Annotated in this window: 15 protein-coding genes; 7 read left to right on the forward strand and 8 right to left on the reverse strand. The window is 59.4% G+C overall.

The window, feature by feature from the left end; all coding sequences use genetic code 11:
* Positions 1 to 71 precede the first annotated feature (71 nt).
* Positions 72 to 1058, forward strand: a complete 987-nt coding sequence (locus ACR0M2_RS06320) for a GlxA family transcriptional regulator (protein ID WP_480704314.1) — start codon at positions 72 to 74, stop codon at positions 1056 to 1058.
* 69 nt (positions 1059 to 1127) lie between these two features.
* Here ACR0M2_RS06320 and ACR0M2_RS06325 read toward each other — a convergent pair whose 3' ends face one another.
* The 3 genes from ACR0M2_RS06325 to ACR0M2_RS06335 are packed head-to-tail and all read right to left on the reverse strand — an operon-like array spanning position 1128 to position 4139.
* The gene (locus ACR0M2_RS06325; RefSeq protein WP_480704315.1) at positions 1128 to 2174 is read right to left on the reverse strand and encodes an aldo/keto reductase; all 1047 of its coding nucleotides are present in this window, start codon (positions 2172 to 2174) and stop codon (positions 1128 to 1130) included.
* Positions 2175 to 2209: 35 nt separating this feature from the next.
* Positions 2210 to 2668 carry a DNA polymerase III subunit chi gene (locus ACR0M2_RS06330; protein WP_170358808.1) on the reverse strand — a complete coding sequence of 153 codons (459 nt, stop codon included), beginning with the start codon at positions 2666 to 2668 and terminating at the stop codon, positions 2210 to 2212.
* Between the two features lie 4 nt (positions 2669 to 2672).
* On the reverse strand, positions 2673 to 4139 hold the full coding sequence (locus tag ACR0M2_RS06335; protein ID WP_480704316.1) for a leucyl aminopeptidase: 1467 nt from the start codon (positions 4137 to 4139) through the stop codon (positions 2673 to 2675).
* A gap of 240 nt (positions 4140 to 4379) precedes the next feature.
* On the opposite strand from ACR0M2_RS06335, the gene lptG reads away from it, so the two are divergent.
* From lptG to rsmA, 5 genes are all read left to right on the forward strand, one after another.
* Positions 4380 to 5480 carry an LPS export ABC transporter permease LptG gene (gene lptG, locus ACR0M2_RS06340; protein WP_170348940.1) on the forward strand — a complete coding sequence of 367 codons (1101 nt, stop codon included), beginning with the start codon at positions 4380 to 4382 and terminating at the stop codon, positions 5478 to 5480.
* The gene (locus tag ACR0M2_RS06345; RefSeq protein WP_480704317.1) at positions 5480 to 7642 is read left to right on the forward strand and encodes an LPS-assembly protein LptD; all 2163 of its coding nucleotides are present in this window, start codon (positions 5480 to 5482) and stop codon (positions 7640 to 7642) included. Before lptG ends, ACR0M2_RS06345 begins: the two co-directional genes overlap by 1 nt.
* Positions 7633 to 8886, forward strand: coding sequence for a peptidylprolyl isomerase (locus ACR0M2_RS06350; protein WP_170358812.1), 1254 nt, complete (start codon positions 7633 to 7635; stop codon positions 8884 to 8886). Before ACR0M2_RS06345 ends, ACR0M2_RS06350 begins: the two co-directional genes overlap by 10 nt.
* Positions 8883 to 9848, forward strand: coding sequence for a 4-hydroxythreonine-4-phosphate dehydrogenase PdxA (pdxA, locus tag ACR0M2_RS06355; RefSeq protein ID WP_480704318.1), 966 nt, complete (start codon positions 8883 to 8885; stop codon positions 9846 to 9848). Before ACR0M2_RS06350 ends, pdxA begins: the two co-directional genes overlap by 4 nt.
* 73 nt (positions 9849 to 9921) lie before the next feature.
* Positions 9922 to 10764, forward strand: coding sequence for a 16S rRNA (adenine(1518)-N(6)/adenine(1519)-N(6))-dimethyltransferase RsmA (gene rsmA / locus ACR0M2_RS06360; RefSeq protein ID WP_480704319.1), 843 nt, complete (start codon positions 9922 to 9924; stop codon positions 10762 to 10764).
* A 57-nt stretch (positions 10765 to 10821) separates the two neighbouring features.
* Here rsmA and ACR0M2_RS06365 read toward each other — a convergent pair whose 3' ends face one another.
* The 3 genes from ACR0M2_RS06365 to prfA form a co-directional block, all read right to left on the reverse strand.
* Positions 10822 to 11412, reverse strand: a complete 591-nt coding sequence (locus ACR0M2_RS06365) for a DUF4167 domain-containing protein (RefSeq protein ID WP_170348945.1) — start codon at positions 11410 to 11412, stop codon at positions 10822 to 10824.
* A 243-nt stretch (positions 11413 to 11655) separates the two neighbouring features.
* Positions 11656 to 12498, reverse strand: coding sequence for a peptide chain release factor N(5)-glutamine methyltransferase (gene prmC, locus ACR0M2_RS06370; protein ID WP_170375656.1), 843 nt, complete (start codon positions 12496 to 12498; stop codon positions 11656 to 11658).
* A complete protein-coding gene (gene prfA / locus ACR0M2_RS06375) occupies positions 12495 to 13550 on the reverse strand; it encodes a peptide chain release factor 1 (RefSeq protein WP_480704320.1) in 1056 nt (351 codons plus the stop codon). Before prfA ends, prmC begins: the two co-directional genes overlap by 4 nt.
* Before the next feature lie 62 nt (positions 13551 to 13612).
* Here prfA and ACR0M2_RS06380 point away from each other — a divergent pair, with 62 nt between their 5' ends.
* Positions 13613 to 13915 (forward strand): hypothetical protein, encoded by a 303-nt coding sequence (locus ACR0M2_RS06380; protein ID WP_170358825.1) that lies wholly within the window; start codon positions 13613 to 13615, stop codon positions 13913 to 13915.
* On the opposite strand, the gene ACR0M2_RS06385 is transcribed toward ACR0M2_RS06380, so the two are convergent.
* Both ACR0M2_RS06385 and speB read right to left on the reverse strand, forming a co-directional pair.
* Complete coding sequence (locus ACR0M2_RS06385; RefSeq protein ID WP_480704321.1) at positions 13841 to 14245, reverse strand: DUF1499 domain-containing protein; 405 nt, start codon at positions 14243 to 14245, stop codon at positions 13841 to 13843. The genes ACR0M2_RS06380 and ACR0M2_RS06385 overlap by 75 nt on opposite strands.
* A gap of 63 nt (positions 14246 to 14308) precedes the next feature.
* Positions 14309 to 15256, reverse strand: a complete 948-nt coding sequence (gene speB, locus ACR0M2_RS06390; RefSeq protein ID WP_480704534.1) for an agmatinase — start codon at positions 15254 to 15256, stop codon at positions 14309 to 14311.
* Positions 15257 to 15260: the final 4 nt, after the last annotated feature.

Below are 15260 nucleotides of genomic sequence, written 5' to 3' on the forward strand. Positions count from 1 at the left end.
TCTGATTTGCGTTCACCCCCGACTCTGACGCAGCCTTGTGGAAACACTTGCCAGAATGCGAATCGAACTTGATGAAATCCGCAAAAAACATACTCCAACCCGAACATCGCGCTCTGAAAACGGCCGTGCTGGTTCTGGACGAATGCAACACGCTCAGCTTCGCGTCAGCCGTTGATCCGATGCGGGCTGCCAACCGTTTGGCAGATCGTCCTGCTTTCGATTGGGACTACGTGACCGCCACGACAGAGCCTGCAATGTTGACCAGCGCACTGAACGTACCGGGTGTTCCGCTGGCACGGTTGCAAAGCTGCGATCTGATGATCGTTGTCGCGGGGTTCCAACTGGCCCGACACGCCACACCCAGTTTGCTGGCCGGACTGCGCCGTATTGCGGGCACTGGTGCCACCATGGCGGGCATCGACGGAGGCCCCTGGTTGTTGGCCGAGGCTGGCCTGCTGGATGGACACGCCGCCACAACCCACTGGGAAGACTTGGACAATTTCGCCGCCCGCTTCCCCGATGTTGATGTGCGCCCCGACCGGTTCACCGTATCCGGAAATCGCCTGACCTCAGGTGGCGCTATCCCAGCGGTCGAAATGATGCTGCACATTATCGCCGCCCGCCACGGTGCCGGTTTTGCTGCCCGCGTCTCGGGTCTTTTCCTGTACGACGGTGCGCCCGAGCCCACAAAACCGCAAAGCCGGACCGGTGCCCCACACCGCCATACGGCGCTGACGGCCAAGGCGAACACCTTGATGGAATCTTCGCTGGACGAGCCTCTGCCACTGGCGGACATCGCCGAAACCCTCGGCACCAGCCCCCGCACCCTGCAGCAGCAATTTCGCCTGCGCCTGAACACAACGCCGCAAGACCACTATCTGCAGTTACGCCTGGCCGAGGCCCGCCGCCTGGTTACCGACACCGACATGCCGCTGATGGATGTGGCCCTGGCTACGGGGTTCGCCTCACAATCCAGCTTTGCACGTGCTTTCCGTACCGCACACGGCCTCTCGGCCCGTGACCTGCGGCAGGAACGCATCCAGCCCACCCATCACTGACGGGATCTTCTTCATCTGGCTAAAAATATCTCGGGGCGCGCGCGCGCAGCGCGTAGGTGGCAGAGCCCCCTAAAAGGGCATCGGATGCGTTCGGTGCGCCTGACCGATTTCTGCCACGACCTCATCGGACAGCCGCAAGTCCTTACCGGCCAGGATATGCTCCAGCTGTGCCACCGAGGTCGCGCCGAAAATAGCGGACATCATGAACGGCCGCGTCCGACACCAGGCCAGTGCCATATGCACCGGGTCCAACCCATGCCGCTCAGCAATCTCCAGATAAGCCGCCACGGCACCAAACACGCGTGGACCGGTGCGCCCGCCCATCTCGGGCACCAGCGACATACGTGATCCGACGGGCACCGCATCACCCTGATACTTGCCGGTCAGAAATCCCGCCCCCAAGGGAGAAAAGGCCATCAAGCCCACATCTTCATGCACACTGAGTTCCGCCATATCCGTATCGAAGTGCCGGCATAGAATCGAATACTCATTCTGAACCGAGGCCACACGCGGCGCGCCCATCTGCTCGGCAATCCGCAGCCATTGCGCCGTACCCCAAGCGCTTTCGTTGGACAGGCCAAAGGCGCGGATATTGCCCTTGTCGACCTGTACTTGCAGGGCCTCAAGGCAATCCTGCATGTTGTCCAATACTTCGTTGGTGTTGTGCCCCGAAGGTGCGTAATTCCAGTTTTGCCGGAACATGTAACTGCCGCGGTTCGGCCAGTGAAACTGATAGAGATCAATGCAATCCGTGTGCAGCCGCCGCAGTGAGCCTTCGATCGCTTCGGGGATCGTCTTTCCCGAAATCTGCGCGCCATCGCGGGCGTGGGCGAACCCTGCCCCCGAGTGTTTGGTTGCCAGTACGTAATCTGCACGACGGGACGGGTTGGCAGCGTTCCAGCTGCCCAGAATCTCTTCGGTCCGACCGACGGTTTCCCTTGCGATCGGGTTCACCGGATACATCTCCGCCGTATCAACGAAATTGATCCCGGCTGCCAGCGCCATATCCAACTGCTTGTGACCATCCGCCTCGGACGTCTGTGTGCCAAAGGTCATCGTACCCAGACATAAGTCTGTCACCGAAATTCCCGTGCGGCCTAATGGTCTTGTTTCCATTTGTCAGTCTCCGGAAAGCTTTTAAGATCAGCCTCTTAAGCCTCGGCCTTCTTCTCCCACCGGCCCGATTCCTCGGACCAGTATTGCGCCGAACAACCCGCGCTAGTTAGTGCTTTCCACTGGCCGCGCGCCTGCTGGACAGCCATATCATCATTGCCATCGAACAGGATGCAGACACGCTCCAGCGAAGCCACCTCGTCGGCGTTTACCGGCGCGCCGTCCACGGCCATGACACAGGCCGGTTCATTGGCTGCCTCAGGCCCGGTAGTCAGCAAAACAGGCTGCGCCGCGTCATGCGGGCCACCTTCGCGCCCATGTGGCAGGAACCCGTCCTCGGGCCCCAGCCACAGCTTTTCATCCAGCCAGTCCATCCGTGCCGGATCTGTGCCCCGCACGGCAATCTTCCACCCAGCCTGCCGCGCCTTGTCCAGCAGCACCGGCAAGGTGTGTTCCAAGGGCTGACGGGTCAGGTGGTAGAAATAGACGGCCCCCATACGATTACTCGAAGCTATCCTGCACCAAACGGCTGAGCGCGCGAACGCCCCAGCCGGTTGCCCCTTTGGGCGCATAGGATGTTTCCGACGACACCGAGGCCACACCCGCAATATCGAGGTGAATCCAAGGCGTTTCTTCTTTCACAAAACGCTGCAGGAATTGCGCCGCTGTGATCGAGCCTGCCGGGCGACCGCCGACATTTTTCATATCAGCAATGCGCGACTTCAACTGTTTGTCGTACCCTTCGCCCAGCGGCAGGCGCCACGCGCCTTCATCCTCGGCCTTGGCCGATTTCAGGAAGGCATCGCAGAACGTGTCATTGTTGGAAAATACACCGGCATTCTCGTGGCCCAGACCAATGATCACCGCGCCGGTCAGCGTGGCCAGATCGATCATGCCCACCGGTTGGAACCGCTCTTGCGTGTACCACATCACATCGCACAGAACCAAACGCCCTTCGGCGTCGGTGTTGATGATCTCAACCGTGTCGCCCTTCATCGACTTGACCACATCGCCCGGACGGCTGGCATTGCCGGACGGCATGTTTTCGACCAGTCCGACCAGACCGACCACGTTGGCCTTGGCCTTGCGCTTGGCCAACGCACGCATGGTGCCAGCGACAACGCCCGCACCGCCCATATCCATGGTCATGTCTTCCATGCCGCCTGCGGGTTTCAGCGAGATACCACCGGTGTCGAACACGACACCCTTACCCACCAGAGCCAGTGGCGCGTCGTCCTTGTCACCGCCGTTCCACTGCATCACCACAACCTTCGAGGGGCTGACCGAACCCTGCCCGACGCTCAGCAGCGTACGCATGCCCAACTCGGCCAGTTTGTCCTCTTCCAGAACCTCAACCTCAAGGCCCAGCTCCGCCATCTCGGCCAAACGGTCGGCGAATTCAGTGGTGGTCAGGACGTTAGCAGGCTCGTTGGTCAGATCACGGGTCATCCGCACCCCATCGGCCACGGCGTATTGCGGGGCAAAGGCGGCTTCGACCTCGTCGGGTTTCTGGTGACTGATGGTGACAGTGCCAACCTCTTCCGCCTCTTTGGTCTTGTGCGCGTCGAAATCATAGGTACGCAGCACGATGCCCATAGTCAGATCTTCGGTCCGGACCTGATTGCCTGCCATCACCAGCACGTCCTTGCCCCCTGCCAGCTTGGCCAGCGCCGCGCCCGCCTTGCGGGCCTCGGCCGGATCAGGACGGCGGGGCAGGATCACGATATCCAGCGCCTCTGCCGCCATTCCACCAGGCCAAGCCATCGAGATCACATCGCCCGTCTTTACCTTTTCAAACCGGGGACTTTCCACCAGACGCGCCACCGCGCCACGGGTCAGACGGTTGGCCCGGCGCACCGCGGGGCTCATCTTGCCGTCCGATGGGATGATTACCGCCACCCGGCCTTCGGCTTGCGCCATTGCATCCGTATCAAAGGGCTGAAACCGGATCGGGACAAGACTGCTCATTGCGAACTCCTCAAAAACTGTTCCCCAAGACCTAGCCCGCACCGCGCGGCTTGACCAGATAGCAGTTTTCCCCGCGTGCCAATTGCATTACAGTCGCGGAAAAATTCCGGCAGGATCGGGGGAGAACAAATTGGCGAGACAGGGCAGGCATATGCCGTTGCGCATCCGCGCAGGCGAAGGTGATTCTGGCCTTTTCGGTGCCGATTTCACCTGCTGCCGGATCAAGGCGGAGGCACAATCGTGATCCTCGACCGCTATTTCGCCCGCCGGTTCATGCAAAGCTTTCTGGTCATTGGCGGCATTTTTCTAACGCTGCTGATTCTGATCGATCTGGTCGAACAAGCCCGCCGGTTCAACTCAGAGGGGCTGTCCTTTGGCACGCTGCTGCACCTGACCTTGCTGAATTCACCCGCAGCGATCAGCGAGATGCTGCCTTTGCTGGTCATCCTTGCCACCATTGCATTGTTCATCGGCTTGGCGCGCAATTCCGAACTGGTGGTGACACGCGCAATCGGGCGGTCCGGTATCCGGGCGCTGCTGGCTCCGGTCACGTTGGCATTGATCATTGGGACCCTCGCGGTGGCCTTGCTGAACCCGATCACCGCCGCCACGTCCGAGGAGTACCGACGCCTGTCTGATGCCTACAAAGACAAAGGCAACTCGGCGCTGTCGATCACCAGCGAGGGGCTTTGGTTGCGGCAGGGTTCGGAAAATGGGCAATCGGTCATCCACGCGCGCGGCACCACAAATGCGGATGCGTTGGAACTAACCGGCGTAACGATCGTTACATTTTCGCCGGATGGTAAACCAACACAGCAAATCAATGCCAATCGGGCACAGCTGTCGAACGGGTCTTGGATATTGCACAATGCCAAGATCTGGTCTCTGGCGGATGATATGAACCCTGAGGCGACAGCTCAAACACATCAGCGCATCGAAATTCCCACCACGCTGACGCGCCAGCGCATTCTGGACACACTGGGCCAGCAGGATTCCGTATCCGTCTACGACTTGCCGCAGCTTATCCGTGATCTCCGCGAAGCCGGATTTTCCACCAAGCAATATGAGGTCTGGTTGCAGGTTCAACTTGCGCGACCGCTTTTTCTGGTGGCCATGGTGATGATCGGCGCGGCCTTTACCATGCGCCATGTCCGTTTTGGCGGTACCGGCATCGCGGTTCTGTCCGCAGTGCTTTTGGGATTCTCAATCTACTTCGTTCGCAACTTTGCCCAAATACTCGGAGAAAACGGTCAATTGCCAATCTTCGTCGCAGCCTGGGCTCCGCCCTTTGCAGCCATTCTTCTTTCCCTTGGCCTTCTTCTCCATGCGGAGGACGGCTGATGCGGCTCATATCAAGTCTTTTGCTGTCCGGCGCTGTGGCTCTGGCAATGCCAACAGGTGCCGCCGCCCAGACCCAATCAGCCCCTGGCCCGGCGCAGGATACCCAGCAAGAGGACCAGCCCGCCCTGCTGGTGGCTGACGAAATCTTCATCACACCCGAACGCGTGCTGGTGGCTGAAGGCAATGTCGAAGCTTTTCAGGGTGACATCAAAATCACCGCTGACCGCATCACCTATGACCGCGATACCGGCGCGCTGACACTTGAGGGGCCAATCCGTATCGATCAGGCCGGTGATACGACAATCCTGGCGGACTCGGCCGAACTGGATGACGGTATTCAGAATGGCCTGCTGATCGGCGCGCGGATGGTGTTCGACCAGCAGGTGCAGATTGCTTCGGTTCAGGCCACGCGCGGGGCGGGCAGGTATACGCAGTTCAGCAAAGTTTCGGCCACCTCGTGCCATGTCTGCGCGAATGGCAAACCGCCGATCTGGCAGATCCGTGCCCGCAAGGTCACGCATGATCAACTGGAACGGCAACTCTATTTTGAAGGGGCGCAGCTTCGGGTGCTGGATGTGCCAGTGTTCTATTTCCCCTATCTGCGACTGCCGGACCCGACGCTCGAGAGGGCCACCGGGTTCTTGGTACCGTCGATCCGAACCACCTCGCAGTTGGGCACTGGCGTCCAGGTGCCGTATTTCATCAAGCTGGGTGACCACAAGGATCTGACACTGACGCCCTATGTCTCGTCCAAGACCAATACACTTGGGTTTCGCTATCGACAGGCCTTTAAAAGGGGGCGCATCCAGCTTGAGGGTGCCTATACCCGCGATGATCTGCAGCCGGGTGAAGATCGCGGATACTTGTTTGCCAATGGCTGGTTCAACCTGAACGACGGTTATCGGTTCCTTTTCAACATCAGAACAACGTCAGACGATGCTTATCTGGCCGATTATGGCCTGCCAGATCTGGATCGGCTGCGTAGCGAAGTTGCGCTGGAACGGATCAAACGCGACACGGCGTTCCGTACCAGTTTCACCCACTATAAAACCCTGCGCGATAGCGAGGAACAGGACGAAATCCCGTCACGGATCTTTGATCTGTTTTATGAAAAGCGCCTGTTCCCGACCTCTGTGGGCGGCGAGGTTCGGTTGGGCTTTGTTACTCACGCGCATGAACGTACCAGTGACGAGGATATCGTCGGACGGGACGTTGCTCGTGCCACCTTTGATGCCGAATGGCTGCGCGACTGGACTTTTGCGTCGGGCCTTCGGGCTGAGGTGCGAGCTGGCGCGTCGGTCGATGCTTTCAACATTCGTCACGACAGCGATTTCCCTGACAACGTAACGCGCACCACGCCACGTGCGGCTTTGACACTGCGTTATCCGATGCGCAAGCGCGAGTCATCAGGGGCGACGCAGATATTGGAACCGATTGCCCAGATCGGCTGGACTCATGTCTCGGACGATGACGTGCCAAATGACGAAAGTACGTTTCAGGAATTCGATCAGGGTAACTTGCTGTCCCTGTCCCGCTTTCCAGCCCCCGACCGGCGCGAAGACGGCGTGACCGGCGTTGTGGGCCTGAACTGGTCTCGCTACGCAGCCGGCGGTTGGCGGGCTCTTGCCACGATTGGTCAAGTGTACCGCGCGGATGCTGACCCCAGTTTCAACCTGACCTCGGGCTTGCAGGGGACAACCTCAGACTTGCTGCTGGCAGGTCAGATTCAAACCAATAACGGCTGGCGTCTGGCCGGCCGTGGCTTGTTGAACGGAGATTTCAGCTTTTCCAAAGCCGAACTGCGGGTCGGCTGGCAACAGCCGCGGGTCGGCTTCACCGGAAGCTATGGCTGGCAAGAGCCGGACCCGGCTGAAGGTATCGACGACGAGATTTCCGAAGTTCGGTTGACCGGACGTTACCGGGTGGATCAGAACTGGAACACACGTGCCCTGGCGCGTTATGACCTAAGCGAATCCGAACCGATCCGCTATGGGTTGGGGGTGACGTATCAGAATGAATGCGTACAGGTTAACATGAATGTCAGTAGGCGCTTTACTTCATCATCAAGTATTGAGCCTTCGACAGAATTCGGCTTTACCGTAGCCTTGACGGGGTACTCCGTTAACAGTGGCGGCCAACAGTACAAGAGAAGATGCAGTTGATTTCAGGTTTCACCAGTTTCCTCCGCTCCGGTTGGCTTAAACCGGTCGCCCCAATGCTGATCGGGGCTGCGCTGGCTTTGACGTCGCCACAAGCTGGTGCCCAAAGCCTGTTTTCCCCGGCGATCAAAGTCAATCAAGACATCATCACCTGGTACGAGCTGTCACAACGGCAACAATTCCTGACCGCACTGGGCGCCCCCGGTGCATCCGACGCCGAAGTGCGTGATGCATTGATCGACGAAAGGTTGCGCCGCCAAATTATGCGCGAGGCCGGGATCCAGGCCGCCCCCGAAGACATTCAGGTCGGCATCGACGAATTTGCCGCGCGTGGGCAATTGTCGACTGACCGGTTCCTGCAACTGCTCGCCGATCAGGGTGTTGATCGCGAAACCGTTCGGGATTTCGTGGCCGATCAGGTTGCTTGGCGCGACTATGTCAGTGCGCGTTTCCTGTCACAGGCTCGCCCGTCCGAGGACGAGATCAACCGCGCCCTGGGTCAAACTGACAGCGGTGGCCTGCAGGTGCTGCTGTCCGAAATCATTATCCCAGTGAACCAGCAAACCATTGCCCAGGCTGATCTGCTTGCCCAAGAGATTGCCCAACTGCAGGGGTTTGACTCGTTTTCCGCCGCAGCCACACAATATTCAGCGGCAGCCACCCGCGATAATGGTGGACGACTTGACTGGCTGAGCCTCACCAGCCTGCCGCCAGCGCTGCAACCGGTGATCCTGGGTTTGAAGGACGGAGAGATCACACAGCCGCTTTCGTTGCCCAACGCCATTGCGCTGTTCCAGATGCGCGGACTGCGTGAGGTCGCGACCAGCGCGACCAACTATTCCGAGATAGACTACGCGATCTATAATATGGCCGGTGGCCGTAGTGCTGAAACCCTGGCACGGGCGGCCAAACTCAGAGAAGAAATTGACACCTGCGATGACCTCTACGGCATCGCCAAGGACCAACCACCAGAAGTATTGCAACGGATTCAGGCCAGCCCCGGTGAGATTCCGCGTGACGTGGCGCTGGAGCTTGCCAAGCTTGACCTGAATGAGGTGTCCACCACGCTGACCCGCAACAATGGCCAGACCCTGATGTTCCTGATGCTCTGCACCCGCACCCGTGATCTGGGCGAAGAGACATCGCGAGTGGACGTTGCCAACGCGCTGACGCAACAACGTCTCGAGGCTTTTGCTAACAGCCTTGTGGCGCAGCTGCGCGCCGAAGCAAACATCGTCGAGCAATGACATCCCCAATCGCGCTCAGCTGTGGTGACCCGGCCGGAATAGGCCCGGAAATCGCAGCCAAAGCGTGGTCGGACCTTCGCGACACATGCCCGTTTTTCTATATCGGTGACGCGACCCACTTGCCGTCGGGAACGCCGGTTGTTCGCATAACTGACCCGTCCGAATCTGTTAAAATCAGCGCCTCGGCACTGCCGGTTCTGCAACTGGACTTTCCTGCACCCAATGTCCCCGGCCAACCCGATCCGGCCAACGCGCCCTCAGTCATCGCCGCTATTGAGCGCGGTGTTTCGCTGGTGCAATCCGGTGCGGCCTCGGCGCTTTGTACCGCGCCGATCCACAAGAAAGCCCTGATCGACGGCGCCAGCTTCGCTTATCCCGGCCATACCGAATTTCTCGCCGCCCTCGCCGGTCTGGACCGGGTGGTCATGATGCTGGCCAGCGCGCAATTGCGCGTGGTGCCCGCAACCATCCATATCGCGCTGTCCCAGGTGCCTTCGGCTCTGACCCCGGACCTGCTGCGCGACACCATCGCAATCACCGTCCAAGGACTGCGCAATCAATTCGGTATCGCGCATCCTCGTATTGCCATCGCGGGTCTGAACCCCCACGCCGGTGAAGGCGGGAAGATGGGCCATGAAGAGTTGGACTGGATTGCGCCCCTGATCGCCGACCTCCCTTACGACAGCTATACCGTTACCGGGCCACACCCTGCCGATACGATGTTCCACGCCGCTGCGCGCGCCCGTTATGACGCGGCGATTGCGATGTATCACGATCAGGCACTGATCCCGATCAAAACGCTGGATTTCGATCGCGGGGTCAACGTGACGCTTGGCCTTCCCTTTATCCGCACCTCACCCGATCACGGCACCGCACTGGATATCGCAGGCCAAGGCATCGCCACACCCACCAGCCTGATCGAAGCACTTAAGCTTGCCCAACGCATGGCACAAAGCGCTTGACCCTTCTGTTGGCTGAAAATACCCCAACCAAAGGCAAAATCATCGGCGCCCCCCGCGTCACGGCAACCGGATCATGAGTGCAATCGACAATCTCCCTCCGCTACGCGAAGTCATCGCGACCCACCAGCTATCGGCCCGCAAGTCGCTAGGGCAGAATTTTTTGCTGGACCTGAACCTGACGGCCAAGATCGCGCGTCAGGCCGGAGATCTTACGGAATGCGACGTGTTGGAAATTGGCCCCGGCCCCGGAGGCCTGACCCGTGGATTGTTGTCAGAGGGCGCACGCAAGGTCGTGGCGGTGGAAAAAGACACACGCTGCATCGCGGCCCTGAACGATATCGCAGCCGCCTACCCCGGTCGACTTGAGGTGATCAACGGCGATGCGCTTGAAATCGACCCGCTGGCGCACCTAACTCCACCGATTCGCATCGCAGCCAATCTGCCCTACAATGTCGGCACCGAGTTGCTGGTTCGCTGGCTTACCCCGCCGGAGTGGCCGCCCTTCTGGCAGAGCCTGACCCTGATGTTCCAGCGTGAGGTGGCCGAGCGTATCGTCGCCCAACCTGGCAGCAAGGCCTATGGTCGCCTCGCCATCCTCGCCCAATGGCGGGCCGAGGCGCGGATCGCCATGTCATTGCCGCCTGGTGCCTTCACCCCTCCACCCAAGGTTTCCAGCGCCGTTGTTCACCTGACCGCCCTGCCCGAGCCGCGTTATCCGGCCGATGCTGCCACACTGTCACGCGTCGTCGCGGCTGCCTTTAACCAGCGCCGGAAAATGCTGCGCGCATCGTTAAAAGGTGTTGCATCGGATATCGAAGACAGGTTGCTCGCAGCTGGTATCCAGCCCACCGAACGGGCCGAACAGGTCCCGCTTGAGGCGTTTTGTGCTTTAGCGCGCGAAGTCAAAAAAAGCTAAGAGTAAAAGAAAATGCCCCGGATTAATCCGGGGCTTTCGCAATTTCGCAGTCTTTATTTATTCCGCCGCTTCTGGCGCATCCCCATCCGTTTTGGGGGCATCCTCAACCGGTGCAGCCTTGGGCTTGCGCGCACGCGGGCGGCGTGCAGGTTTTTCTTTCTTCTCCGATTTCTCGGGCGCATCGACCACCGGGGCGGCATCTTTGCTTTCCGGGGTCTCGACCAGACCGGATTCGGGGGCGGAAGCTTCGGCTCCGAAATCCATCACGTCGGGTTGCGGTGCCTCGGCCGGATCGGCCTGACGGGCCGCTTCGCGCTCCTGTCGTTCGGCGCGTTCCCGGTCACGCTCGGCCTGACGTTCGCGATTCTGGCGCTCTTGCTCTTCGCGGCGCGCTTCGATTTCGCGCTGCGCTTCGCTGAGCAGACGCAGATAATGCTCGGCGTGCTGCTGAAAGTTCTCAGCTGCCACACGGTCGTTACCTAGCTGGGCGTCGCGCGCCAGTTGGTTGTATTTGTCAATGATCTGCTGGGGCGTGCCGCGCACCTTGCCTTCGGGGCCTGAACTATCGAAAACCCGGTTAACAACGTTGCCGCCAGAGGGGCGATTGCGGTTATTCTTGGCCCGCGAGCGGGATTTAGAAGATCTCATCGTACTTTACGTCAGCCTTGTCATTCGGTGCCGATCAAGTCGCGTCCTGCACTGCTCAATGGCATTAGCCGTCACGCGATGTCGACTTTTTTGGGCTTGGCGTCAGGGGCCCGCTGAAACAGCGTCAACCTCTCCGACTAACTCTGAGTAAGCATGTCCAGCGCCTACAGACAAGAGGTTTGTCCAAAAATTCGCAGCTTTTTTACATTGATCGGCGCATTTCAGCCTCATCATATGCCAAATTTACGGCATTCTGGCGACAACAACACGATCTCGACCGTCCAGATCGGGGATAACCCCTGCATCAACTAGTCCAGCCGCTTGGAAAAGGGCTGCAACGGCCTTACCCTGTGTCGGTCCGATTTCAACCAAAATCCGCCCGCCGGGCATCAGAAAATCCGGGGCCGAGGCGGCAATATGACGGTATGCGCCCAGCCCGTCCCCTTCGTCCGTCAGTGCCATGCGCGGTTCATGTTCACGCACCTCGGGGGACAGGTCCTGCATCTCCTCCAGCGAAATATAGGGCGGGTTTGCAACAATCAGGTCAAACAACCCTTCGATATTTTCAAACCAATCCGAGCGTAAAATCTCGACCCTGTCCTGCACCTGATGCTGCACCGCATTGGCGCTGGCTTGCAGACAGGCGGATTCGCTTAGATCCGCACCGATACCCGAAGCACTGGTGCGCTCGGCCAGCAGAGTAATCAAGATACAGCCAGAGCCTGTGCCCAAGTCCAGAACATGATCGAACGGTTCGCTTAACGCCGCCTCGACCAATGTCTCGGTTTCAGGGCGCGGGTCCAGCACATCTCGGCTGACACGGAACCTGCGACCATAAAACTCGCGCTCTCCCAGCAAGTGCGACACCGGCACGCGGATAGCCCGCAGCGAGATCAGGTGATCGTACCGTTCGGCAATCTCGGGTGACAGTTCCTCGGGCGCAATCAACGTGACTCGGCTGGCCTCTATCCGTGCGGCATGGGCCAGCAAAACCCGCGCATCACGTGCCGGATCATCGACTCCAGCAGCGCGCAAGCGGGCGGTGGCGGCAACCATGGCCTGGGCGGCAGTCAACGCAGCGATCATTGTTCCATCTCGGCCAGCAGGCGGGCCTGGTCGTTAGCGGTCAGCGCGTCGATCACCTCATCCAGATCGCCCTGCATCACCTGATCCAGCTTATAGAGTGTCAGGTTAATGCGGTGATCCGTCATCCGCCCCTGCGGAAAATTATACGTCCTGATCCGCTCGGACCTGTCGCCCGAGCCTACCTGACTGGCGCGATCAGCGGATCGTTCATTGTCGATCCGTTGGCGTTCAAGATCATACAGGCGCGTTTTGAGGACCTGCATCGCTATTTCACGGTTGCGGTGCTGAGACTTCTCGGAACTCGTCACCACCAGACCGCTGGGCAGGTGTGTGATCCGCACAGCCGAATCCGTCGTGTTAACGTGCTGCCCGCCCGCGCCCGAACTGCGCATCGTGTCGATGCGAATGTCATTGGCGTCGATCTGAATGTCCACATCCTCGGCCTCGGGCAGAACCGCCACGGTGGCTGCCGAGGTATGAATCCGCCCACCGCTTTCGGTTTCGGGTACTCGCTGAACGCGGTGTACACCGGATTCGTATTTCATGCGGGCAAAGACATTGTCGCCCTTGATGTGGGCCACTACCTCTTTAATACCGCCAAGGTCCGAGGCTTGCTCTTCAATGATCTCAAACTGCCAGCCGCGCGCTTCGGCATAGCGTTGATACATGCGCAGCAGATCGCCCGCGAACAACGCAGCCTCATCCCCGCCCGTTCCAGGGCGGATTTCCAACATCGCTGGACGCGCATCGGCCTTGTCCCGCGGCAACAACGCCAGTTGCAGGGCTTGTTCGGCCTGCGGGATACGGGCCTGAAGCTCGGGGATTTCTTCCTCGGCCAGCTCCTTCATGTCGGGATCGGCCAGCATCGTTTCAGCTTCAGCCAGATCGGCGACCAGCTGACGCCACGCCATGATTTGATCCACGACCGGCTTCAGATCAGAATACTCCTTGGCCAAGGCCGCAATATCCCCGCCCGAGGCGCCATCTGCCATGGCCGCTTCGAGATACTGGAATCGCTGAGTTATCTGTTCAAGGCGTTCTTCGGGGATCATCCGCGCGGTGTCTCTTAATCCGGCGCTTTGGTCAAGAGCCGTCCCTGTGCTAAGCTGACGCTATGACACGTTTGGCACTTGTTATTTTGTTGTGCGCAGCCCCGGCCATGGCCGATGTGGTCGGTCCCGGAGGCAAGGTACAGGACTGCTATTGCACCGACAAATCCGGAACGCGCATCGAGTTGGGTGAGATGATTTGCCTACAAGTCGACGGCCGCATGTTCACCGCCCAGTGCCAAATGTCCCTGAACGTCCCCATGTGGCGCGAAGTGCAAGAGGGGTGTTTGTCGTCAGAACTGCAACCTAGTCAACCACCCATCAACCCGGTTTCTGTTTACCCCGAAATCTCGCCGACCGAATCTTAATCGTCCATTAATACGCAGAATATCTCCATCCTGCTGAATCGTTGTGTAATCTGGGAATCCAAAAGCCTTGCTGCGCGTTATGTAGGTGACCATCCCCTCTCGCACGGATCCCGCCAGCACGTAGGTTCGGGGCGTATCTGTCACGATTTCATGCAGACGCGCAAAACGGTCGGGGTCACTTTCGATCACCCGAAACACGCCGCCCGGCATATCGCGATCCGTGTCTCCGACAGGGGCGACGTGCCAACGATTGGGGTCTGATGGGGCTAAGCGAATGGCAGCCATGGCGATCAAGCAGGCAACCAATCCCCAAAAAAACATTCTTTTCATCCCGATCCCATCGCTTTGCAAAACAATATTCGGATCGCTGGTCGTGGCAAGGCGCCACTGCCCCTATCGTGACGTCACGCCAGGTAGAATGCACAACATCTCGAACAGCAGGTTCGCCGCTGTCAGTGCGGTGTTGCCGGTAGCGTCATACGGAGGGGAAACCTCGACCAGATCACAGCCCACCACATTCATACCCGCCAGCGCGTGGATTAGCTGTAACGCCTGTGGCGTGGTCAGCCCGGCAATCTCGGGCGTGCCGGTGCCTGGGGCGATAGAGGGGTCCAGGCTGTCGATATCGTACGAGATGTAAACCGGATGCTCGCCGATCTCTTTGCGAATCTGGGCACCTGTCACGGTCAGATTTTGCTGCCACAGCTCCCAAGCAGGGAATTGGCGAAAGCCCCAGCCCTTAGCCTCGGTAAAATCCGATGCTGCGTAGCCCGAGCCGCGAATGCCGATCTGAAAGGTTTTATCTGGGACGATCAACCCCTCTTCGTAGGCGCGGCGGAAAACCGTGCCATGCGTTTCTCTTTCACCAAACATCTCATCATTCACGTCTGCATGGGCATCGACATGGACCAGTGCCACCGGCCCGTGTTTGGCAGCGATTGACCGCAGGATCGGCAGGGTGATCGAGTGATCGCCCCCCATTGCCACTGGCGTCACACCCTGTGCCAGGATGGCATCATAGCTTTCCTTGATGATTTTCAGACTGTCGGCCAGCGAGAATGTATTGATCGCAAGATCGCCGATATCCGCGATTTGAAGGCTGTCGAACGGGGCCGCAAACGTGGCCATGTTATAGGGCCGGATCATCGCACTTTCGCTGCGGATCTGCTTGGGTCCGAACCGCGTGCCCGACCGCCACGAGGTGCCGATATCCATCGGAATGCCCAGCACCGCCACGTCCAACCCGCCAAGCGAATCCACCTGCGGCAGGCGCATAAACGTGTTCGGTCCCGAAAACCGCGCCAGATCATTGCCGCTGATGGGTTGGTTATATTCTGTCATGCCC

The sequence above is a fragment of the Ruegeria sp. BE10 genome, assembly GCF_056538905.1.

What these genes read in the sequence shown, in the direction of transcription:
- ACR0M2_RS06320 (WP_480704314.1), top strand. Translation starts at nt 72, where the DNA reads ATGAAATCCGCAAAAAACATACTCCAACCCGAACATCGCGCTCTGAAA.
- ACR0M2_RS06325 (WP_480704315.1), bottom strand. Translation starts at nt 2,174, where the DNA reads ATGGAAACAAGACCATTAGGCCGCACGGGAATTTCGGTGACAGACTTA.
- ACR0M2_RS06330 (WP_170358808.1), bottom strand. Translation starts at nt 2,668, where the DNA reads ATGGGGGCCGTCTATTTCTACCACCTGACCCGTCAGCCCTTGGAACAC.
- ACR0M2_RS06335 (WP_480704316.1), bottom strand. Translation starts at nt 4,139, where the DNA reads ATGAGCAGTCTTGTCCCGATCCGGTTTCAGCCCTTTGATACGGATGCA.
- ACR0M2_RS06345 (WP_480704317.1), top strand. Translation starts at nt 5,480, where the DNA reads ATGCGGCTCATATCAAGTCTTTTGCTGTCCGGCGCTGTGGCTCTGGCA.
- ACR0M2_RS06350 (WP_170358812.1), top strand. Translation starts at nt 7,633, where the DNA reads ATGCAGTTGATTTCAGGTTTCACCAGTTTCCTCCGCTCCGGTTGGCTT.
- pdxA (WP_480704318.1), top strand. Translation starts at nt 8,883, where the DNA reads ATGACATCCCCAATCGCGCTCAGCTGTGGTGACCCGGCCGGAATAGGC.
- rsmA (WP_480704319.1), top strand. Translation starts at nt 9,922, where the DNA reads ATGAGTGCAATCGACAATCTCCCTCCGCTACGCGAAGTCATCGCGACC.
- ACR0M2_RS06365 (WP_170348945.1), bottom strand. Translation starts at nt 11,412, where the DNA reads ATGAGATCTTCTAAATCCCGCTCGCGGGCCAAGAATAACCGCAATCGC.
- prmC (WP_170375656.1), bottom strand. Translation starts at nt 12,498, where the DNA reads ATGATCGCTGCGTTGACTGCCGCCCAGGCCATGGTTGCCGCCACCGCC.
- prfA (WP_480704320.1), bottom strand. Translation starts at nt 13,550, where the DNA reads ATGATCCCCGAAGAACGCCTTGAACAGATAACTCAGCGATTCCAGTAT.
- ACR0M2_RS06380 (WP_170358825.1), top strand. Translation starts at nt 13,613, where the DNA reads ATGACACGTTTGGCACTTGTTATTTTGTTGTGCGCAGCCCCGGCCATG.
- ACR0M2_RS06385 (WP_480704321.1), bottom strand. Translation starts at nt 14,245, where the DNA reads ATGAAAAGAATGTTTTTTTGGGGATTGGTTGCCTGCTTGATCGCCATG.
- speB (WP_480704534.1), bottom strand. Translation starts at nt 15,256, where the DNA reads ATGACAGAATATAACCAACCCATCAGCGGCAATGATCTGGCGCGGTTT.